Genomic DNA, 17,094 nt, shown 5'->3' on the forward strand with positions numbered 1-17,094 from the left:
ATTTGTAAAGATATATACCAGAAAACCACGAATCGTGGACTTTATTTCCCTACGCCGGCATTACCCGGATCAGGTGATTTGGGTATGATCTCAGCCCGTTTATTTGGGCACCCCCTGTCGAATAAGAGAACAAAGATAAGACTTTTTTGTTCAGAAAAAGCCATTTACCTCATCTTTTTAACATTCAGGATGGTTCTGATGAGAAAAATAACCGACTGGATAGATGATATTTTTGGATTTATTTGTAATTTCGTTCGGTAAAGTAAAATTTTCGGTTTTTATCTGACTTCTCGGTGTCAGGCAGGTAGATAAATTCTCTGCCTTGGGAAATTTCGATTAAACGAAAATATAAAAACAGGGTCTAGTAGGTATATGAGTGATGAAGAAAAACTGGTAGCGGAAGAACAGATGGTCGAGAATGAGTTTCAGGCGCTTTTGAACGATTATCTGAATTCAAATCACCGACGGAAGGTGGATGTGATCACCCGGGCGTATAATATGGCGAAAGAGGCACATAAAGGTGCACGCCGGCGTTCGGGAGAACCTTATATCATGCATCCCTTGGCAGTAGCCCGTATTGTTTCTAAAGAGATGGGCTTGGGTTCTACTTCTATTTCTGCAGCTCTCTTACATGATGTGGTCGAGGATACCGATTATACCGTGGAAGATGTCCGTGCTCTGTTTGGCGACAAGATTGCGCAGATTGTGGATGGGCTTACGAAAATATCCAAGGGGATGTTTGGTGAGAATGTGTCGGCACAGGCGGAGAATTTCAGGAAATTACTGTTGACTATGTCGGATGATATCCGGGTGATTCTTGTCAAAATTGCCGACAGACTGCATAATATGCGTACACTTTCGTCGATGGCGTCCGCCAAACAGTACAAGATAACCGGAGAGACATTGTATATTTATGCCCCGTTGGCGCATCGCCTGGGGCTTTTTGCTATCAAAACCGAACTGGAAGAACTCTGTTTTAAGTATGAACATCCGGAGACCTATGCCGACCTGACAAAAAAGATTGAGGAGACAGCTCCACAGCGCAACAAGATTTATGAGAACTTTGCTGTTCCCGTAGTCAAAGCGCTTGATAAGATGAATATAGAGTATGAGATGCGGGCACGTGTCAAGTCGGTCTATTCCATCTGGAACAAGATGCAGGCCAAAGGGATCGAGTTCTCCGAGGTATACGACCTGTTTGCGGTACGTATTATTTTTGAGGTGTATCCCGGTATGGATGAGAAAAAGCAATGCTGGGATATCTATTCCGCCATCACAGATATATATAAACTTCGTCCTGACCGTATCCGTGACTGGGTGAGTCACCCCAAGGCCAACGGCTATCAGGCGCTCCACCTGACGGTAATGGGGCCAGACGGGAAATGGATTGAAATACAGATCCGGAGTCGGCGTATGGATGATATTGCTGAAAAGGGTTTTGCTGCCCATTGGAAATATAAGGAAAACAGAATTGAAGAAGATAATGAACTGGATAAATGGTTGAAGACTATTCAGGAAGTATTGGCCAATCCTAATCCTAACGCTATCGATTTTCTGGATACGGTGAAGATGAATCTCTTTTCGTCTGAGATTTTCGTATTCACTCCCAAAGGAGAGATAAAAACCTTACCCCAGGGGGCGACGGCACTTGATTTTGCCTATACTATCCATACTCGTGTCGGAGATCATTGCTTGGGAGCCAAAGTAAACCATACTCTGGCACCGCTTAGTCAAAAACTGAGTAGTGGTGACCAGGTAGAAATACTCACCTCGCAGTCGGTCGATCCGCAGCCTGAATGGCTCAATTTTGTGACAACCGCCAAAGCGCGCACCAAAATTGAAGCTTCATTGCGAAGACAACGTCGACAAATTGCAGAGAAGGGTGAGAAAATGCTTGAAGAACTGTTCGAACATGAACCTATTGATAATGTTCTTCTTAACAAGATACTTCAGTCATATAAAGCCGAAAACAAGGAAGACCTCTATTTTTTGATAGGTAACAATGATGTTATGCTCCCTTCCGATAAGGATGCTTTTTTTAAGTTGAAAGTAGAGGAGGAGAAGCAGGATAATCTTTTCGTGAGGTATATGAAGCAGGCGATGAATGCGATAAAAAAAGCACCACCTTCTGATCAGAGAAATGTGAAGAGCGTGCAGAAGGAATTTGTGTCGCCTGTTATACCGGAAGAGTCGTTTGGTGAGAAAGAGAAGATAGACCGGAAGGCTGTTTTTCAGCTTACGGAGACCAATTTCCGCAAGAATTTTATCGTTTCTTCGTGTTGTAATCCTCTTCCTGGTGATGATGTATTCGGGTATGTAACCGAGAAGGAAGAGGTTGAAGTACATAAGCGTTCCTGTCAGACCGGCCTGAAATTAAAAGCCAATTTTGGCGACCGCATCATTGCAGTGAAATGGGGTGATTATCGCCAATATTCTTTTTTGGCATCCATCGTTTTTACAGGGATAGATCGGGTAGGGATATTAGGTACTATTCTGTCAAAACTGTCCGAAGATGTAGTGGTTAACATACAGAGTGTGAACGTTTCTTCCAATGACGGAATATTCGAGGGCGTATTTAACATCCATGTCCATAGTGCGGAAGAGGTAAACCAACTCTGTGCCAAGATAGCAAAAGTGGACGGTGTAAGCACCGTCCACAGATCTACTATTTAATTCTTTTTCTTTTCTTGCCGAACAGCAGGGAGGGAATCTTTCGGATAGCAAAGGCAATAAGCGTCGGTCTGGCTACTTTCCATGAAAGAGATCCTATGAGTGGAAGATTCGACATGATGAGGTTTAACCAGGGATTGGCTCTCTTCGTTATAAAAGGTGTGACTGAGTAGGATGACCCACTTGATAAATTGTCTATCGTCTCAGCCAGTTTTGCTTTTACTGAAGAAGAGATACCCTTGGTAAGCATTGTACCCCAGTTGTCGTTCAGATACTGCAATTGATAAGAGAGCCGTTGACTGGCAATGCCCCGCTCCTCACGTAACCGTTTCTTTTCCAGCCGAAGTTCCTCCAGTGGAGTTAGTTTATAGGTGCTCATTGATCACTTTTTTTATCGTCCTTGTCATCCTGTCTTATCAAAAAGCGTATCACACCGTTGGTCACTTTTTTATTGAAATGCTTTTTAAAGAGTAGCATAATCAGTAATACCAAAACGGAGAACGCCGACACAATGCCGAAACCAGCCCACAAACTGTCAAGCAGTTCACCCAGATAGAGGGCTGCGGTTACCAGTGCGAAAAAAAAGGCCACCAACGCAATCCCCGCTACAATCAATCCAAAACTGATTGATGCTGAGGCCAGGCTTATTTTCTCGTACACCTCCAGTTTGGCAAGTTCGAGCGAACTGGAGATGTATTTCGAAATATCATCCCGCATTTCCTCGAATAGCGTACTTACTTTTTTCTCTTCCATCGTTTTGTTCGGTTGAAGGATCGGATATTATTGTTTTGCCAGTTCTTTCTTTGCTATTTCGGCTATGTCGTCAATATCTTCCTTTAAATCCTGTACTTCGCTTTTTCCTCTGTAGATAGCGGTTTTTACATTAGCTCTTACCTTATCGGCAAACTCGTTGGCTTGCTCCAGCCATTCTTCTTTTCTGTCACTACCCATGATGTAGCCTACTGCAGCTCCGAGAGCAACTCCGATCCCTAATCCTAATAATAATTTTGCTTCTGATTTCATAATTTTACGTTTAATAGTTAATAGTTCAATCCCATTTATTAAATAGAACACATTACCCTCAAAATTGTTTTCGAAACAGAAATTTATAGTACCGAAGTTTTAGTCGGCAGAGATCGATTCGCCCAGTAAAGTCGCAGGAGTAAAGCCTGTTATCTCTACCTTGACAAATTCTCCAATACGGTGTTTCTTCTTGTCAAAAATGACAACTTTGTTCTGATCGGTACGGCCAAAAAGCTGCTCCCGTGAACGTTTTGAAAAACCCTCAGTGAGCACCTCGAATTCTTTTCCCATATCTTTTTCATTGCTCTGCCGCGACAGTTCCATTTGCAGATCAATAATTTCTTGTAGTCGTCTGCTTTTGATTTCTTCGGTTACATTATCCTCTAATTTCTTGGCGGCATATGTGCCGGGACGCTCAGAATACTTGAACATGAAGGCAGAGTCAAACCCCACTTCCCGCATCATGAAAAGTGTTTCCTGATGATCCTCTTCTGTTTCGGAATGGAAACCACACATGATATCGGTCGAAAGACCGCAACCGGGGATAATCCGTTTGATAGCGGCAATCCGGTCCATATACCACTCCCTGTCATATCTTCTGTTCATCAGCTTCATCATTCTGGAACTACCCGATTGTACGGGCAGGTGGATGTAGTTGCAGAGATTTCTGTATCTGGCAATAGTTTCCAGCGTCTCATCAGTCATGTCTCTCGGATGGGATGTGGTGAAGCGGACCCGCATTTCGGGTGCAGCCTCAGCTACCATCGCCAACAATGCGGGGAAGTCAATTTTTCTGTTGCCATCCACGAAACGGTAGGAGTTTACATTCTGTCCCAGTAGGGTAACTTCCCTGAACCCTTTTGCCTGCATGTCCTGCAACTCATGCAGTATGCTTTCCGGTTCACGGCTACGCTCACGCCCACGGGTAAAGGGTACGATGCAGTAAGTACAGAATTTGTCACATCCCCTCATGATGGAGATATACCCGGAGATATTACTTCCATTCAACTTCAATGGAATCACATCTTTATAAGTCTCTGTTTTTGAAAGTTGAATATTGATGGCTTTCTCGCCTCTCTCCGCAGCTCCTACTAAATTTGGCAAGTCGAGGTAAGCATCCGGTCCTACTACCAGATCTACATTGTGATCGTCAATCAGATCCGATTTTACCCTCTCAGCCATACATCCCAATACGCCTACAATAAGCGGTTCTTTCCGTTTTCTCTTCAGCGCATTGAAATATTCCAGCCGCTGTACTACACGCTGTTCTGCGTTGTCCCTTATGGAACAGGTGTTTATGAAGATGGCATCCGCATCGCGGTCGTTATCGGTGAGGCTATAGCCATCCATCTCCATGATGGATGCGACTACTTCCGTGTCCGCCACGTTCATTTGACAACCGTAAGTCTCTATGAATAGTTTCTTCTCTTTCACTACGTTTGGGTTTATAACTTATTTGTAAACTGTGATATATACATCTGTATAGTATGGGGAAAGTTAAAATGTCAAATTATCGACAGAAAAGTTGCAATATTCTTTTTCTTATACTAACTTTGCCTCAAGGAAAAATAAAAATTTTTTCATAGTTAAGGTTTTGGTTAATTGTTCGAGAGTAACTGTGAAGTTGCTCTCGATTTTTTTTATATTGACCAAGTAACCTCCAATTCAGAAAAAATCACTATTTTTGTCAGGCTGCAAAATTAAGCAAAATATGGACTCTCAAGAAATTATTTATATTATCCTTCTGGCATTTTTTATGATATTGGGTTTTTTTAATGATTCCCGTAAGAAAAAGCAACAGCAACAGCAAACGGAAGCAGAGCGGCAAAGAGAAGTTAAGTTCCCTACATTTTTTGAGAAAGAGGAGGAAGTGGAAGAAAAGGTTATCCTTCCCAATTTGCCACCTCCGGTACCTGCTGCCAATTCGGCTAAGGAGAGGTACGATAATTTTCAATCTTCCCTCGATCTGGTATCCATTCACGAAGAACCCTCCTCCCTCTCTACTTATACCTTTGATTATGATGCGAATTCATTTTATGAAGTGGATTCGGAGTCGTCCGATACACCCGATAATGCCCGTAAGGATAAATCAACTAAATCTCTCCATCCATTGCTTCTGGGTCTGCGAAGTGATACAGGCCGTGAGGAACTTAAAAAAGGATTGATATACGGCGAGATCATACAAAGAAAGTATTGAGGAACTATCGATTTTTATTTTAACACAAAAATATTTACTATTTATGGCATTACAATTTATTAGCGTTGAAGAGGCTGCGGCACTTGTGAAAAATGATGATAACGTAGGCTTCAGCGGATTTACTCATGCCGGATGTCCAAAAGTGGTTCCGGTAGAGATTGCAAAGAGAGCAGAGGCAGAGCATGCTAAAGGCAATCCTTTCAAGATTGGTATTTTCACGGGAGCATCTACCGGTGATTCCATAGATGGTACGCTTACCCGTGCAAAAGCGATCAAATTTCGTACACCTTATCAGACCAATAAAGATACACGGGATGCATTGAACAGAAACGAATTCGATTTTTTCGATCTTCATCTCTCTCAACTGGCGCAGGAAATTCGTTACGGATTCTTTGGTAAGATCAATGTAGCTATCATTGAAGCCTGTGATGTAACAGAAAAGGGGGAGATCATACCGACAACAGCCGTAGGCATTACCCCTACTATCTGTCGGTTGGCCGATATCGTGATCGTGGAGTTGAATAAAAAGATTCCTTCGAAATTGAGAGGCCTGCATGATATATATGAACTACAGGATCCTCCGAAACGTCGTGAGATACCTATTTTCGAGGTCCAAAACCGGATCGGGCTTGATTATGTGAAAGTAGATCCTAAGAAGATTTTTGTAGTTGAAACCGAAAGAGATGGAGAGGGAGGTGGTTTCGCTCCTGTAGACGAGGTGACTGCACGAATCGGTGAGAATGTGGCGAATTTTTTCGTAGGAGAGATAAACGCACGACGTATTCCTCCTCATTTCCTGCCTATCCAATCCGGCGTGGGGAATATTGCCAATGCTGTACTGGCCGCTATGGGAAGTAATCCGGAGATCCCTCGTTTCGAGGTGTATACCGAGGTGATCCAGGATGCGGTGATCGATATGATGCAGAAAGGGAATATCTCTTTTGCCAGCGGTTGTTCGCTGACCGTCAGCAATGAAGTGCTTCAACAGTTTTATAATGATCTCGATTTCTTCAAGAATAAATTGGTATTACGTCCTTCCGAGATAACCAATAATCCCGGTTTAGCACGCCGACTTGGTATCATCGCCCTGAATACGGCCATAGAAGTGGATATCTTCGGTAATGTCAACTCTACTCATGTGAACGGTACCAAGATGATGAACGGGATTGGCGGATCGGGAGATTTCACCCGCAACTCCTACCTCTCTGTTTTTCTCACACCATCTACTGCCAAGAACGGTGATATTAGTTGTATTGTACCCAAGGTAACGCATGAGGATCACAACGAACACTCGGTGAAGATTGTAGTGACGGAATATGGGGTGGCTGACTTGAGGGGAAAAGGACCATTGAGGCGAGCTGAAGAAATCATTGAGAAATGTGCGCATCCTGATTATCGCCCGTTGTTGCATGAATATCTGCAACGTGGTGTAAAGGGCCATATCCCGCAAGATATCTATGCTTGTTTTGCGTTCCATCATGCGTTGAAAGAAACCGGCAATATGCGAAATACCGATTTTTCGAAATACCAGTAAGGGTAAGATTATTCATTAAATCAAATTGATCAATCATGAAGTATATTCATTTAATTATAAGTGCTTTATTGATTTTATTGTCTTTTTCTTTTTCTTTTGGTCAGAATATTATTATTTCAATAGAAACGGAAAATCTGGTGACGGTTTTGAAAACCGATGGGAACAATCGTTTGAAGATTGTCTATTTTGGAAAATCTTTGTCGAATGTAAATGAATATGCCCGGACAGAAGAAGTTTTTAATTTTCACACCGGTGGCGCAAGTTCCAATAACAATGCCTATGCTGTAGCGGGAATTGATAATAATTTCACCGAACCGGCGATCGCAGTGGTACATGTAGATGGTAACAATTCTCTGGACCTGTTGTATGAAAACCACACAACTTCCGAGAGTTCTGATGGAGCCATACTTACCACTGTCACGCTCAAGGATCCCGTATATCCTTTCTTTGTCGATCTCTGCTATAAAGCGTGGAAAGATAAGGATGTGATTGAGCAATGGAGTGTAATCAGACATACCGAGAAAGGTGATGTGATGCTTAACAAGTACGCTTCAGCCAATCTGTACCTGAACAATAAGAATTATTTTCTGACAAGTTATAACGGAGACTGGGCTAAGGAAATGCAACCTGTGGAGACACATCTGCGGCAGGGAATGCATACCATTGAAAGTCGACTGGGAACGAGGGAACATTTGCTTACCTCACCCAATTTCATGTTGTCATTGGATGAGAAAGCAACTGAGACATCAGGAGTAGTAATGATGGGCCAACTTGCATGGAATGGGAATTTCTCATTGCAGTTTGAAACTGATGTGTTCAAGAATCTGCATATCGTTGCCGGAATAAACCCGTATCAATCCGCATATCAATTAAAGGCGAATACTCCCTTTGAGACACCTCATTTTGTCTATACTGTCTCTTTTGAAGGGAAAGGAAAGGGAAGCCGCAATTTGCAGGATTGGCTCAAAAAACACACTCTTCTTGACGGAGAGGGGGTGCGGTTGACATTGCTTAATAACTGGGAAGCTACCTATTTCGATTTCGACCAGGATAAATTGGTCGGTCTGTTTGGAGGAGCAAAAGAGTTGGGTGTGGATATGTTCCTGCTGGACGACGGATGGTTTGCCAATAAGTATCCACGGAATAACGACAGGGCCGGTTTAGGTGATTGGGAAGTAAATAAAAAGAAACTTGCTGACGGTATTCCATTCCTTGTTCGTGAAGCAGAGAAAGCCGGTGTGAAGTTCGGTATATGGATTGAACCCGAGATGGTCAATCCCAAAAGCGAACTGTATGAGAAACATCCCGATTGGGTAATCAGAGAGGAAAAGAGGCCCGAGATTTATTTCAGGAATCAGTTGGTTCTCGACCTGTCAAATCCCGAAGTGCAGGATTTTGTTTTTGGCGTAGTGGATCACCTGTTCACTGAAAACCCCACTCTGGCTTTTATCAAATGGGATTGTAATGCTCCCGTCTTCAATGGCCATTCGAAATATCTGGAGCGTAAGAAACTCCCTCAGTCACACCTGTACGTGGAATATTCGAAAGGATTACAAAGTGTCCTTGAAAGGGTGCGTGCAAAATATCCTACTGTACCCATCATGTTATGCTCCGGAGGCGGAGGCCGATCGGATTATAACCTGCTGAAATATTTCACAGAGTTCTGGTTGAGTGACAATACCGATCCGTTGGAACGGGTCTTTATGCAGTGGAATTATTCTTATTTTTACCCTGCTATAGCGATGTGTGCCCATGTCACCGACTGGAGCAAGGATCGGTCGCTGAAGTACCGGATAGATGTGGCATCGATGGGTAAACTCGGATTCGATATCCGAGCCAATGAATTGAATGAACGGGATAAGACCTTTGCCCGGCAGACCGTGAAGAACTACGATAATTTCAAGGACATTGTGTGGCATGGCGAGATGTACCGTCTTGCCAGTCCCTACGAGAACGATATGGCATCGCTTATGTATGTGAACGAAGGAAAGAGCGAAGCTGTCATGTTCAATTATCTTACCAATTGGAGATATTTATCGGAAGCTTCCCTCCGTCCCGTAAAACTACAGGGATTGGACAAAAACAGCACCTACAGGTTGACGGAAATCAATCTCTATGACGGTACAAGATCTCCTATCGATTCTCAAAAACTCTATTCCGGGGAATTTTTAATGAATGTAGGTTTTAATCCTACGGTGAATAGCGGCAGAGCCAGTGTAGTAATAAAGATTGAAGCTGTAAAATAAGCACGTTTATTTGATTACATCTTTATAAGGATGTACGGTATATATCACCCACTTATATTTCGCCAGGCAAAATATAAGTGGGTGATTTTTTATACAAGAGTAAAAATGAACCCGAATTCATTATAATCGTTGTTTTTTACATGTTTTACAAAATTTATTACATTTTTGAGCAAAATCTCTTCTCTATTTTTGTATCATTCAAAAAAGGATAAATCGACTGGGGATATGAAAAATTACAATACCTTATACTTGTTGTTTCTGGCACTGATCTCAGCGTTAGGAGGTTTTCTTTTTGGTTATGACTGGGTGGTTATTGGTGGGGCGAAACCTTTCTACGAAGTTTTCTTCGATATATCATCCATGCCATCCATGCAAGGATGGGTGATGGGTTGCGCCATCGTTGGCTGTATCATTGGAGTGACGGTATCGGGAAGTTTGGCAGATCGATATGGTAGAAAACCATTGATGATTATTGCTGCTATTATATTTCTGACATCTTCAATAGGAGCAGGTTGGGCTGGTTCGTTGAATTGGTTTATTTTTTACCGGCTGTTTGGTGGTGTTGGGATTGGTATCGCTTCTAATGTTGCGCCTATGTATATTGCCGAGGTATCGCCTTCGGGTATACGTGGTCGTTTTGTCTCTATTAATCAGTTGATGATCGTACTGGGGATTTTGTCAGCCCAACTTACAAACTGGCTGATTGCCGAGCCTATTGTGGAGGGAGAAAGTATTCTGACTTCGTGGAACGGACAAATGGGCTGGCGTTGGATGTTTTGGGCTGCAGCTTTTCCTGCTGCTTTCTATTTATTGATGATATTGTTCATTCCGGAAAGTCCCAGATGGTTGTCAACCCATACTAAGTTTGAGAAGGCGAGAAATGTATTTCAACGTATCGGAGGGGAGATGTTTGCTGTCGCACAGATGAATGAACTGCAAAAAAATATGTCGGCGGAGGGTGCCGAAAAGGGCAATTATGCTTTGCTGCGCCAGGGTAAGATGCCCAAGATACTTCTTATCGGTGTTGTTATTGCTGTTTTTCAACAATGGTCGGGGACCAATGTCATCTTTAATTATGCTCAGGAAATATTTTCTTCCGCAGGTTATAATGTGTCTGATATCCTGTTTAATATCGTTATCACCGGTGTCACGAATGTCATCTTTACATTTGTCGGTATGTACGCAGTAGATAGACTCGGACGACGGGCGTTACTGCTGATCGGCGCTGTCGGATTAGCTGTCATATATCTTATATTGGGTACCTGTTATTATTTTGAGGTAACGGGAGTTTCCGTGTTGCTGCTGGTGGTGCTTGCCATTGCCTGCTATGCAATGACATTGGGACCGGTCACCTGGGTGGTGATTTCGGAGATATTCCCGAATAAAGTCAGGGGAATGGCCATGGCCATATCTACTTTTGCCCTTTGGAGCGCCTGTTTTGTATTGACCTATACATTTCCACTGTTGAACAACTGGTTGGGATCATACGGCACTTTCTGGTTATATGGCTTTATCTGCCTGTCCGGTTTTCTGTTTATCTACCGGACTCTACCGGAAACAAAAGGAAAATCGCTGGAAGCCATTGAAAAAGAGCTTACGGTAAAATAAAAATCATATCATTTACAGATATATAATTGATGATTTCTAAATTTTGGTTTGCTGCGGCACGGAATAGCGGGCAAATGGAAAATGAAATTTTAAAAAGATAAATTGGCCATAATGGAGGAGATTACAAAATACCTGATCAAGCCTACCTTGTTTGAAAAGGGCATCGTAAAAGCCTGGGAAGAAACCCTGATGCTTCCGACGTATGAGACGGGAAAAGAAGAAAAAAATCCCATTTTTCTGGAAAAAAGAGTCTATCAGGGAAGTTCAGGTTCTGTCTATCCCTATCCTGTAATTGAAAAGATATCTGATGAGAAAAAAGATAAACCTTATAAGGCCTTGTTTCTTGAGAATAAATACCTGAAAATAATGATACTCCCCGAATTGGGGGGACGTGTGCAGATGGCATACGATAAGATCAAACAACGTCATTTCGTATATTACAATCAGGTGATAAAACCGGCTTTGGTCGGACTGACCGGTCCCTGGATCTCCGGAGGAATCGAGTTCAACTGGCCACAACATCATCGACCGAGTACCTTTATGCCGACCGATTATCTTATTGAAGAAAATAAGGACGGAAGTATCACGGTCTGGTGCAACGAGGTAGAACGTATGTTCCGGATGAAAGGGATGCAGGGCTTTACATTATACCCCGACAAAGCGTATCTCGAGATCAAGGTGAAAGTCTATAACAGGACGCCCTTCCCGCAAACGTTCCTCTGGTGGGCAAATCCTGCCGTTGTAGTGAATGACGGTTATCATTCCGTTTTTCCACCGGATGTGCATGCGGTATTCGACCATGGCAAACGGGAAGTATCAAGCTTTCCTATAGCCACTGGAGTCTATTATAAACAAGATTATTCCGCAGGTGTTGATATCTCCAAATATAAAAATATTCCCGTTCCTACATCTTATATGGCTATTCAATCCAAATTCGATTTTGTGGGAGGATATGAAAAAGATTCGGAAGCAGGATTGCTTCATGTGGCCAATCATCATATATCTCCCGGGAAAAAGCAGTGGACCTGGGGGTGCGGTGATTTTGGTATGGCGTGGGATCGAAACCTGACCGATGAGGATGGTCCTTATATTGAACTGATGACCGGTGTCTATACCGATAATCAACCCGATTTTTCATGGTTGCAACCGAATGAAGAGAAATCATGGTTGCAATATTTTATGCCCTATTCGGAGGTGGGTTATGTGAAAAATGCCAATAAGGATGTTGTGGTGAACGTGGAAGTGAAAAACGGTAAGACAACGGTTATTGTATATACAACAGCCGATTGTAAGAAACTGCATATTTCATTAAAAGATATATCAGGGAAGGTATATCTGGATGAACTCACGGATATGTCGCCGGCAAAACCATATAAGAAAGAGACTGCTACCGGTGGTCTCTTAGCCGAAGAGTTGACACTTGCATTGTATCGCGATGGGGAACTGTTATTGGAGTATAAGGCCGACAAACCGGAAAACAAGCCGATTCCCGATCCGGCGAAAGCAGCCAAAGACCCGAAAGAGATTACATCCATCGAGCAGCTCTTTTTAACGGGGTTGCATCTGGAACAATACCGTCATGCTACCTATAATCCAACGGACTACTATGGTGAAGCTCTACGGCGAGAGCCCGGTGATGTGCGTTGTAATAATGCCATGGGACTTTGGTGGATGCGGAAAGGACAGTTCAAAAAAGCGGAACCTTATTTCCGGACTGCGATTGAGACCCTGACCGAACGGAATCCCAATCCTTACGATGGAGAACCCTATTACAATCTGGGATGGAACTTGAAAATGCAGGGACGGGATGATGAAGCGTATAATGCATTTTATAAGGCAACATGGAATGCGGCATGGAAGGGTAATGCTTATTATGCCCTTGCACAGATCGATGCGTCAAGAAAAAAATGGAAAGAAGCGTTGGAGCTTGTTGAATTTTCATTGGTTAGTAACTGGCATAATCATAAGGCACGTCAACTGAAAGTATCGATCCTCAGAAAACTGGGAATGAAACAGGAGGCTTTGCAATTCATTGACGTCTCGTTAGCAATCGATAATTTCAATATGGGATGCCGTTTTGAACGTTATCTTTGGAGCGGCAATAATGATGATTTACTGGAACTACGGCAATTGATGCGTGATTCAGTCTATTCATATCTGGAATATGCATTGGATTTTGCCGCCAGCGGATTATATGAAGAAGCAATCCGGTTCCTGTCGTGTGTTATCATCGACGAAAACGATATATATCCAATGGTATATTATACATTGAGTTATTTATACCTCTTGTCGGGGAATGACGAAAAGGCGAAAGAATGCAATGTGAAAGCATCGAAGATGGATCCCGCGTTATGTTTTCCCAATAAGACCGAAGATGTGAATATCCTGCAAACTGCCATGCAGTTAAATCCCGACGACCCATTCGCACCTTTCTATCTTGGGAATTTCTGGTATGGTGTCCGTCAGCATGATGAAGCCATTGCCTGCTGGGAACGCTCCAAAGAACTAAATAACCGGTTCCCGACCGTTTTGCGTAATCTGGCGCTGGCATATTACAACAAGAAAAGCCGGAAAACGGAAGCGCAGGAGTTGCTTGAAAAAGCATTTGCCCTGGATAACACCGATGCACGTATTCTGATGGAATTGGACCAGTTGTATAAAAAAATAGGTATGGCCGCGCAGGAACGGCTTGATCTGTTGGAGAAGCATTGGGATGTTGCACAGGGACGCGACGATCTGGTCATTGAACGCATTACCCTCTACAATCAGTTAGGTGATTATGAAAAGGCAAAAGAACTGATTGACTCGCGGAAGTTCCATCCATGGGAAGGAGGAGAAGGTAAGATCACAAAGCAATATACCTTATGCCGCTTGGAACTGGCGAAACAAGCTATGGCAAAGGAAGAGTATGAAAAAGCAATTACCCTTTTACATGAGACGGATGCCTATCCTCATAATCTGGGGGAAGGAAAACTGTCCACAGTAGAAGAGAATGATGTGAATTACCTGAAAGGGGTTGCTTATCGTGGAGCGGGTAAAGAAAAGGAAGCTGAATGCTACTTTCAAAAAGCAACCGAAGGCTTTTCAGAACCCAAACAGGCATTCTATTATAATGATAAACAAGCTGATAAGATCTATTATCAGGGGTTGGCATGGCAGGCGTTAGGCGATGAGGATGAAGCAAAAAAGCGTTTCAATAAGTTAATTGCTTACGGAGAAGAACATATCTTCGATGAATGCCGGATGGATTATTTTGCGGTCTCATTGCCCGACCTGGCAATCTGGGAAGATGATTTGAATGTGCGGAATAAGATACATTGCTATTATCTGATGGGACTAGGATACTTGGGATTGGGGAATAGTACGAAAGCTAAGGAGTTTTTTTCAAAAACAATACAATTGGATATGAATCATATTGATTGTCATCTTTTTTTGAATGAAATAAGCCGATAAATACGAGATATAAGCCCGGAAAATATTCGGTTTTAACATAAAATGACGAGTTTAGTTGTTTTTTACATGTTTTCAAAAATAACATACATTTTTATCCTATAGTGAAGATATAATTTTACATCGTGCAAGTGGAGATCATGAATGAGCCTGTAAGATAATTTACGATGCAAATGAAGGCAAAGAAAGAATAATCCTTTAAGCGACATATTATGAGATATTTAATATCTATTGTATCATTGATTTTGGCCAACTTACTCTATTCCCAGAATAAGCCAATTGTAACTGGAAACGATGGCTCTTCCTGGACTCTTTACACCAGGTCTTCTGTTTATCAGATAAGAGCTTCTGAAGGTGCTCCCGTACAAATGGTCTTTTTTGGAGATAAAAGTCAGGACATAATTCTTCTGAGAGGGAGGCTCGGAGATGAAATTACGGTACGGGGAGGGTACTCCGGAGCTACTCCTATGCTTGAGGTTCTCTTTCCCGATAAGGTCAGGGATATAGAACTGATATACGATAGAGCTGAAATTAAAGAGATCGATGGATATCAGACACTGGTCATTTATCAGAAAGATAAATATTATTCATTGAGTGTAATCGGATACATACGGGTCCTTCCTGAATATGATATTCTGGAAAAGTGGATGGAAATTACGAATATAGGGAAAAAGGAGATTATCAAAGTCGAAAATGCTCAATCTGCGACTTTTTTCCTACCTTCAGATGATTATGAGTTGACACATCTTTCGGGAAGATGGGGATATGAATTCCAACCCAATGTGACCAGGCTCACACAAGGTCTAAAAACAATTCAGGTGAAAGACTTCAAATCGTATGGCTCCTCCTTCTTTGCCATCCGTCCGGCGGGTGAATATGCCGAGACAGAAGGCCGGGTATGGTTTGGAACTCTCCATTACAGTGGAAACTGGAGATTGGATCTGGAAAAACATATATGGGGCGAACTTCAGGTTACCGGCGGGATAAATTTCTGGGATCAGGATATTTCCTTAAGGCCCGGGCAACACTTTATCTCTCCGAAAATGTCAATCGGCTATACACGTGACGGAATGGAAGGTGTTTCTCTCAATCTGGCAGCATATGCCAGAGAGAAAATACTTCCTGCTTCTCATAGGGATAAACCCCGTCCGGTCCTATACAATAGTTGGTACGCAACCGGAATGAATGTGAATGAGGAACATCAGCTTGCGTTGGCAGAAGTGGCAAAGGAAATAGGAGTTGAGATGTTCGTGATTGATGATGGCTGGTTCAAAGGTCGTGTCAACGACAAGGGTGGTCTGGGCGACTGGACGGTCGATAAAAATAAGTTCCCCAATGGCTTGCAACCCATGATTGAAAAGATCAATGCCATGGGACTTGATTTTGGTATATGGATTGAACCCGAAATGGTCAATCCCAATAGTGACTTGTATAAAGTGCATCCCGACTGGGTACTGCATTATCCGAACAGAGCCCGACTGGAGGGACGTAATCAGTTGGTGTTGAATCTGGCGAGAGAAGATGTGTATAAATATCTGTATGAGAGCTTTTATAAACTATTGAGCGAAAATAATATCAAGTTTATTAAATGGGATATGAACCGGGCGATCTCTAATCCCGGATTTCCTTCTGCTAAGGAAGAAGATCAACGGGCTGTACGTATCAAATATGTAGAGAACTTATACAGGCTTATTGAATCATTAAGGGAAGAATTTCCGGATGTGTGGTTTGAGAATTGTTCCAGCGGAGGAGGAAGAGTCGATTTGGGTATAATGTCCCGTACCGACTTTAACTGGGCAAGCGATAACACCGATCCTGTGGATCGTATATTTATCCAACACTCCTATCTGAATGCGTTTCCTGCCAATACCATGATCAGTTGGATCACCCATGAGGATTGGCATGGACATAATCACTCCCTGGAATATAAGCTTAACGTAGCGATGGCTGGAGTATTGGGCATAGGCTATGATATTTCCAAATGGAATGAGAAGGAAAAGGCCATTGCCAAAGAAAAAATTACACAGTATAAGGAGATCCGGAATACGGTGCAGTTTGGAAACCATTACAGGTTGGTATCCCCTTATGAAAATAATAGAAGTATCCTCCAATTTGTAAGTAAAGATCTCTCTGAAAGTATTGTTTTTGTCTATAATCTGGCAGAATACCCTGGCGGTTATACATCCGAGACCAAAAAGACAAAAACTGTTTACTTAAGAGGTCTTAGCCCGGATCGTTCTTATGCGATTGAAGGTATGGAAGGTATCTATAAAGGAGACTACTTATTGAATTACGGAATTAATTTTTCGGTGAGTGGCGCTTTTAGAAGCCGCATCTTCAAAATTACCGCACAATAAGAGGTATTA

11 protein-coding genes and 1 riboswitch are annotated in these 17,094 nt (G+C 42.6%); of the genes, 7 read left to right on the forward strand and 4 right to left on the reverse strand.

All coding sequences use genetic code 11. The features are described 5' to 3' along the window. Positions 1-29: 29 nt before the first annotated feature. Positions 30-125: riboswitch (TPP riboswitch) on the reverse strand. A gap of 247 nt (positions 126-372) precedes the next feature. Next, positions 373-2,673, forward strand: coding sequence for a RelA/SpoT family protein (locus VB073_RS09110; RefSeq protein WP_323403852.1), 2,301 nt, complete (start codon positions 373-375; stop codon positions 2,671-2,673). Here VB073_RS09110 and VB073_RS09115 read toward each other — a convergent pair. The 4 genes from VB073_RS09115 to miaB all read right to left on the reverse strand — a co-directional run bounded on the left by VB073_RS09115 (position 2,666) and on the right by miaB (position 5,127). Next, positions 2,666-3,049: a hypothetical protein gene (locus VB073_RS09115; RefSeq protein WP_323403853.1), complete on the reverse strand. Its 384-nt coding sequence runs from the start codon at positions 3,047-3,049 to the stop codon at positions 2,666-2,668. The genes VB073_RS09110 and VB073_RS09115 overlap by 8 nt on opposite strands. Then, entirely contained in the window at positions 3,046-3,423 is a 378-nt protein-coding gene (locus VB073_RS09120; RefSeq protein WP_323403854.1) for a phage holin family protein, read from the reverse strand. The genes VB073_RS09115 and VB073_RS09120 overlap by 4 nt, the downstream gene beginning before the upstream one ends. A gap of 27 nt (positions 3,424-3,450) precedes the next feature. Then, positions 3,451-3,693 carry a YtxH domain-containing protein gene (locus VB073_RS09125; RefSeq protein WP_323403855.1) on the reverse strand — a complete coding sequence of 81 codons (243 nt, stop codon included), beginning with the start codon at positions 3,691-3,693 and terminating at the stop codon, positions 3,451-3,453. Between the two features lie 99 nt (positions 3,694-3,792). Beyond that, the gene (miaB, locus tag VB073_RS09130) at positions 3,793-5,127 is read right to left on the reverse strand and encodes a tRNA (N6-isopentenyl adenosine(37)-C2)-methylthiotransferase MiaB (protein WP_323403856.1); all 1,335 of its coding nucleotides are present in this window, start codon (positions 5,125-5,127) and stop codon (positions 3,793-3,795) included. Between the two features lie 277 nt (positions 5,128-5,404). On the opposite strand from miaB, the gene VB073_RS09135 reads away from it, so the two are divergent. From VB073_RS09135 to VB073_RS09160, 6 genes are all read left to right on the forward strand, one after another. Then, entirely contained in the window at positions 5,405-5,890 is a 486-nt protein-coding gene (locus VB073_RS09135; RefSeq protein ID WP_323403857.1) for a hypothetical protein, read from the forward strand. Between the two features lie 43 nt (positions 5,891-5,933). Next, positions 5,934-7,424 carry a succinate CoA transferase gene (locus VB073_RS09140; protein ID WP_323403858.1) on the forward strand — a complete coding sequence of 497 codons (1,491 nt, stop codon included), beginning with the start codon at positions 5,934-5,936 and terminating at the stop codon, positions 7,422-7,424. A gap of 35 nt (positions 7,425-7,459) precedes the next feature. Beyond that, a complete protein-coding gene (locus VB073_RS09145; RefSeq protein WP_416349524.1) occupies positions 7,460-9,670 on the forward strand; it encodes an alpha-galactosidase in 2,211 nt (736 codons plus the stop codon). A gap of 225 nt (positions 9,671-9,895) precedes the next feature. After that, positions 9,896-11,278, forward strand: a complete 1,383-nt coding sequence (locus tag VB073_RS09150; protein WP_323403860.1) for a sugar porter family MFS transporter — start codon at positions 9,896-9,898, stop codon at positions 11,276-11,278. Positions 11,279-11,389: 111 nt separating this feature from the next. Then, complete coding sequence (locus VB073_RS09155; RefSeq protein WP_323403861.1) at positions 11,390-14,731, forward strand: tetratricopeptide repeat protein; 3,342 nt, start codon at positions 11,390-11,392, stop codon at positions 14,729-14,731. A 209-nt stretch (positions 14,732-14,940) separates the two neighbouring features. Then, positions 14,941-17,085: an alpha-galactosidase gene (locus VB073_RS09160; protein ID WP_323403862.1), complete on the forward strand. Its 2,145-nt coding sequence runs from the start codon at positions 14,941-14,943 to the stop codon at positions 17,083-17,085. Positions 17,086-17,094: the final 9 nt, after the last annotated feature.

The organism is Proteiniphilum sp., from assembly GCF_034927365.1.
GTDB lineage: Bacteria > Bacteroidota > Bacteroidia > Bacteroidales > Dysgonomonadaceae > Proteiniphilum.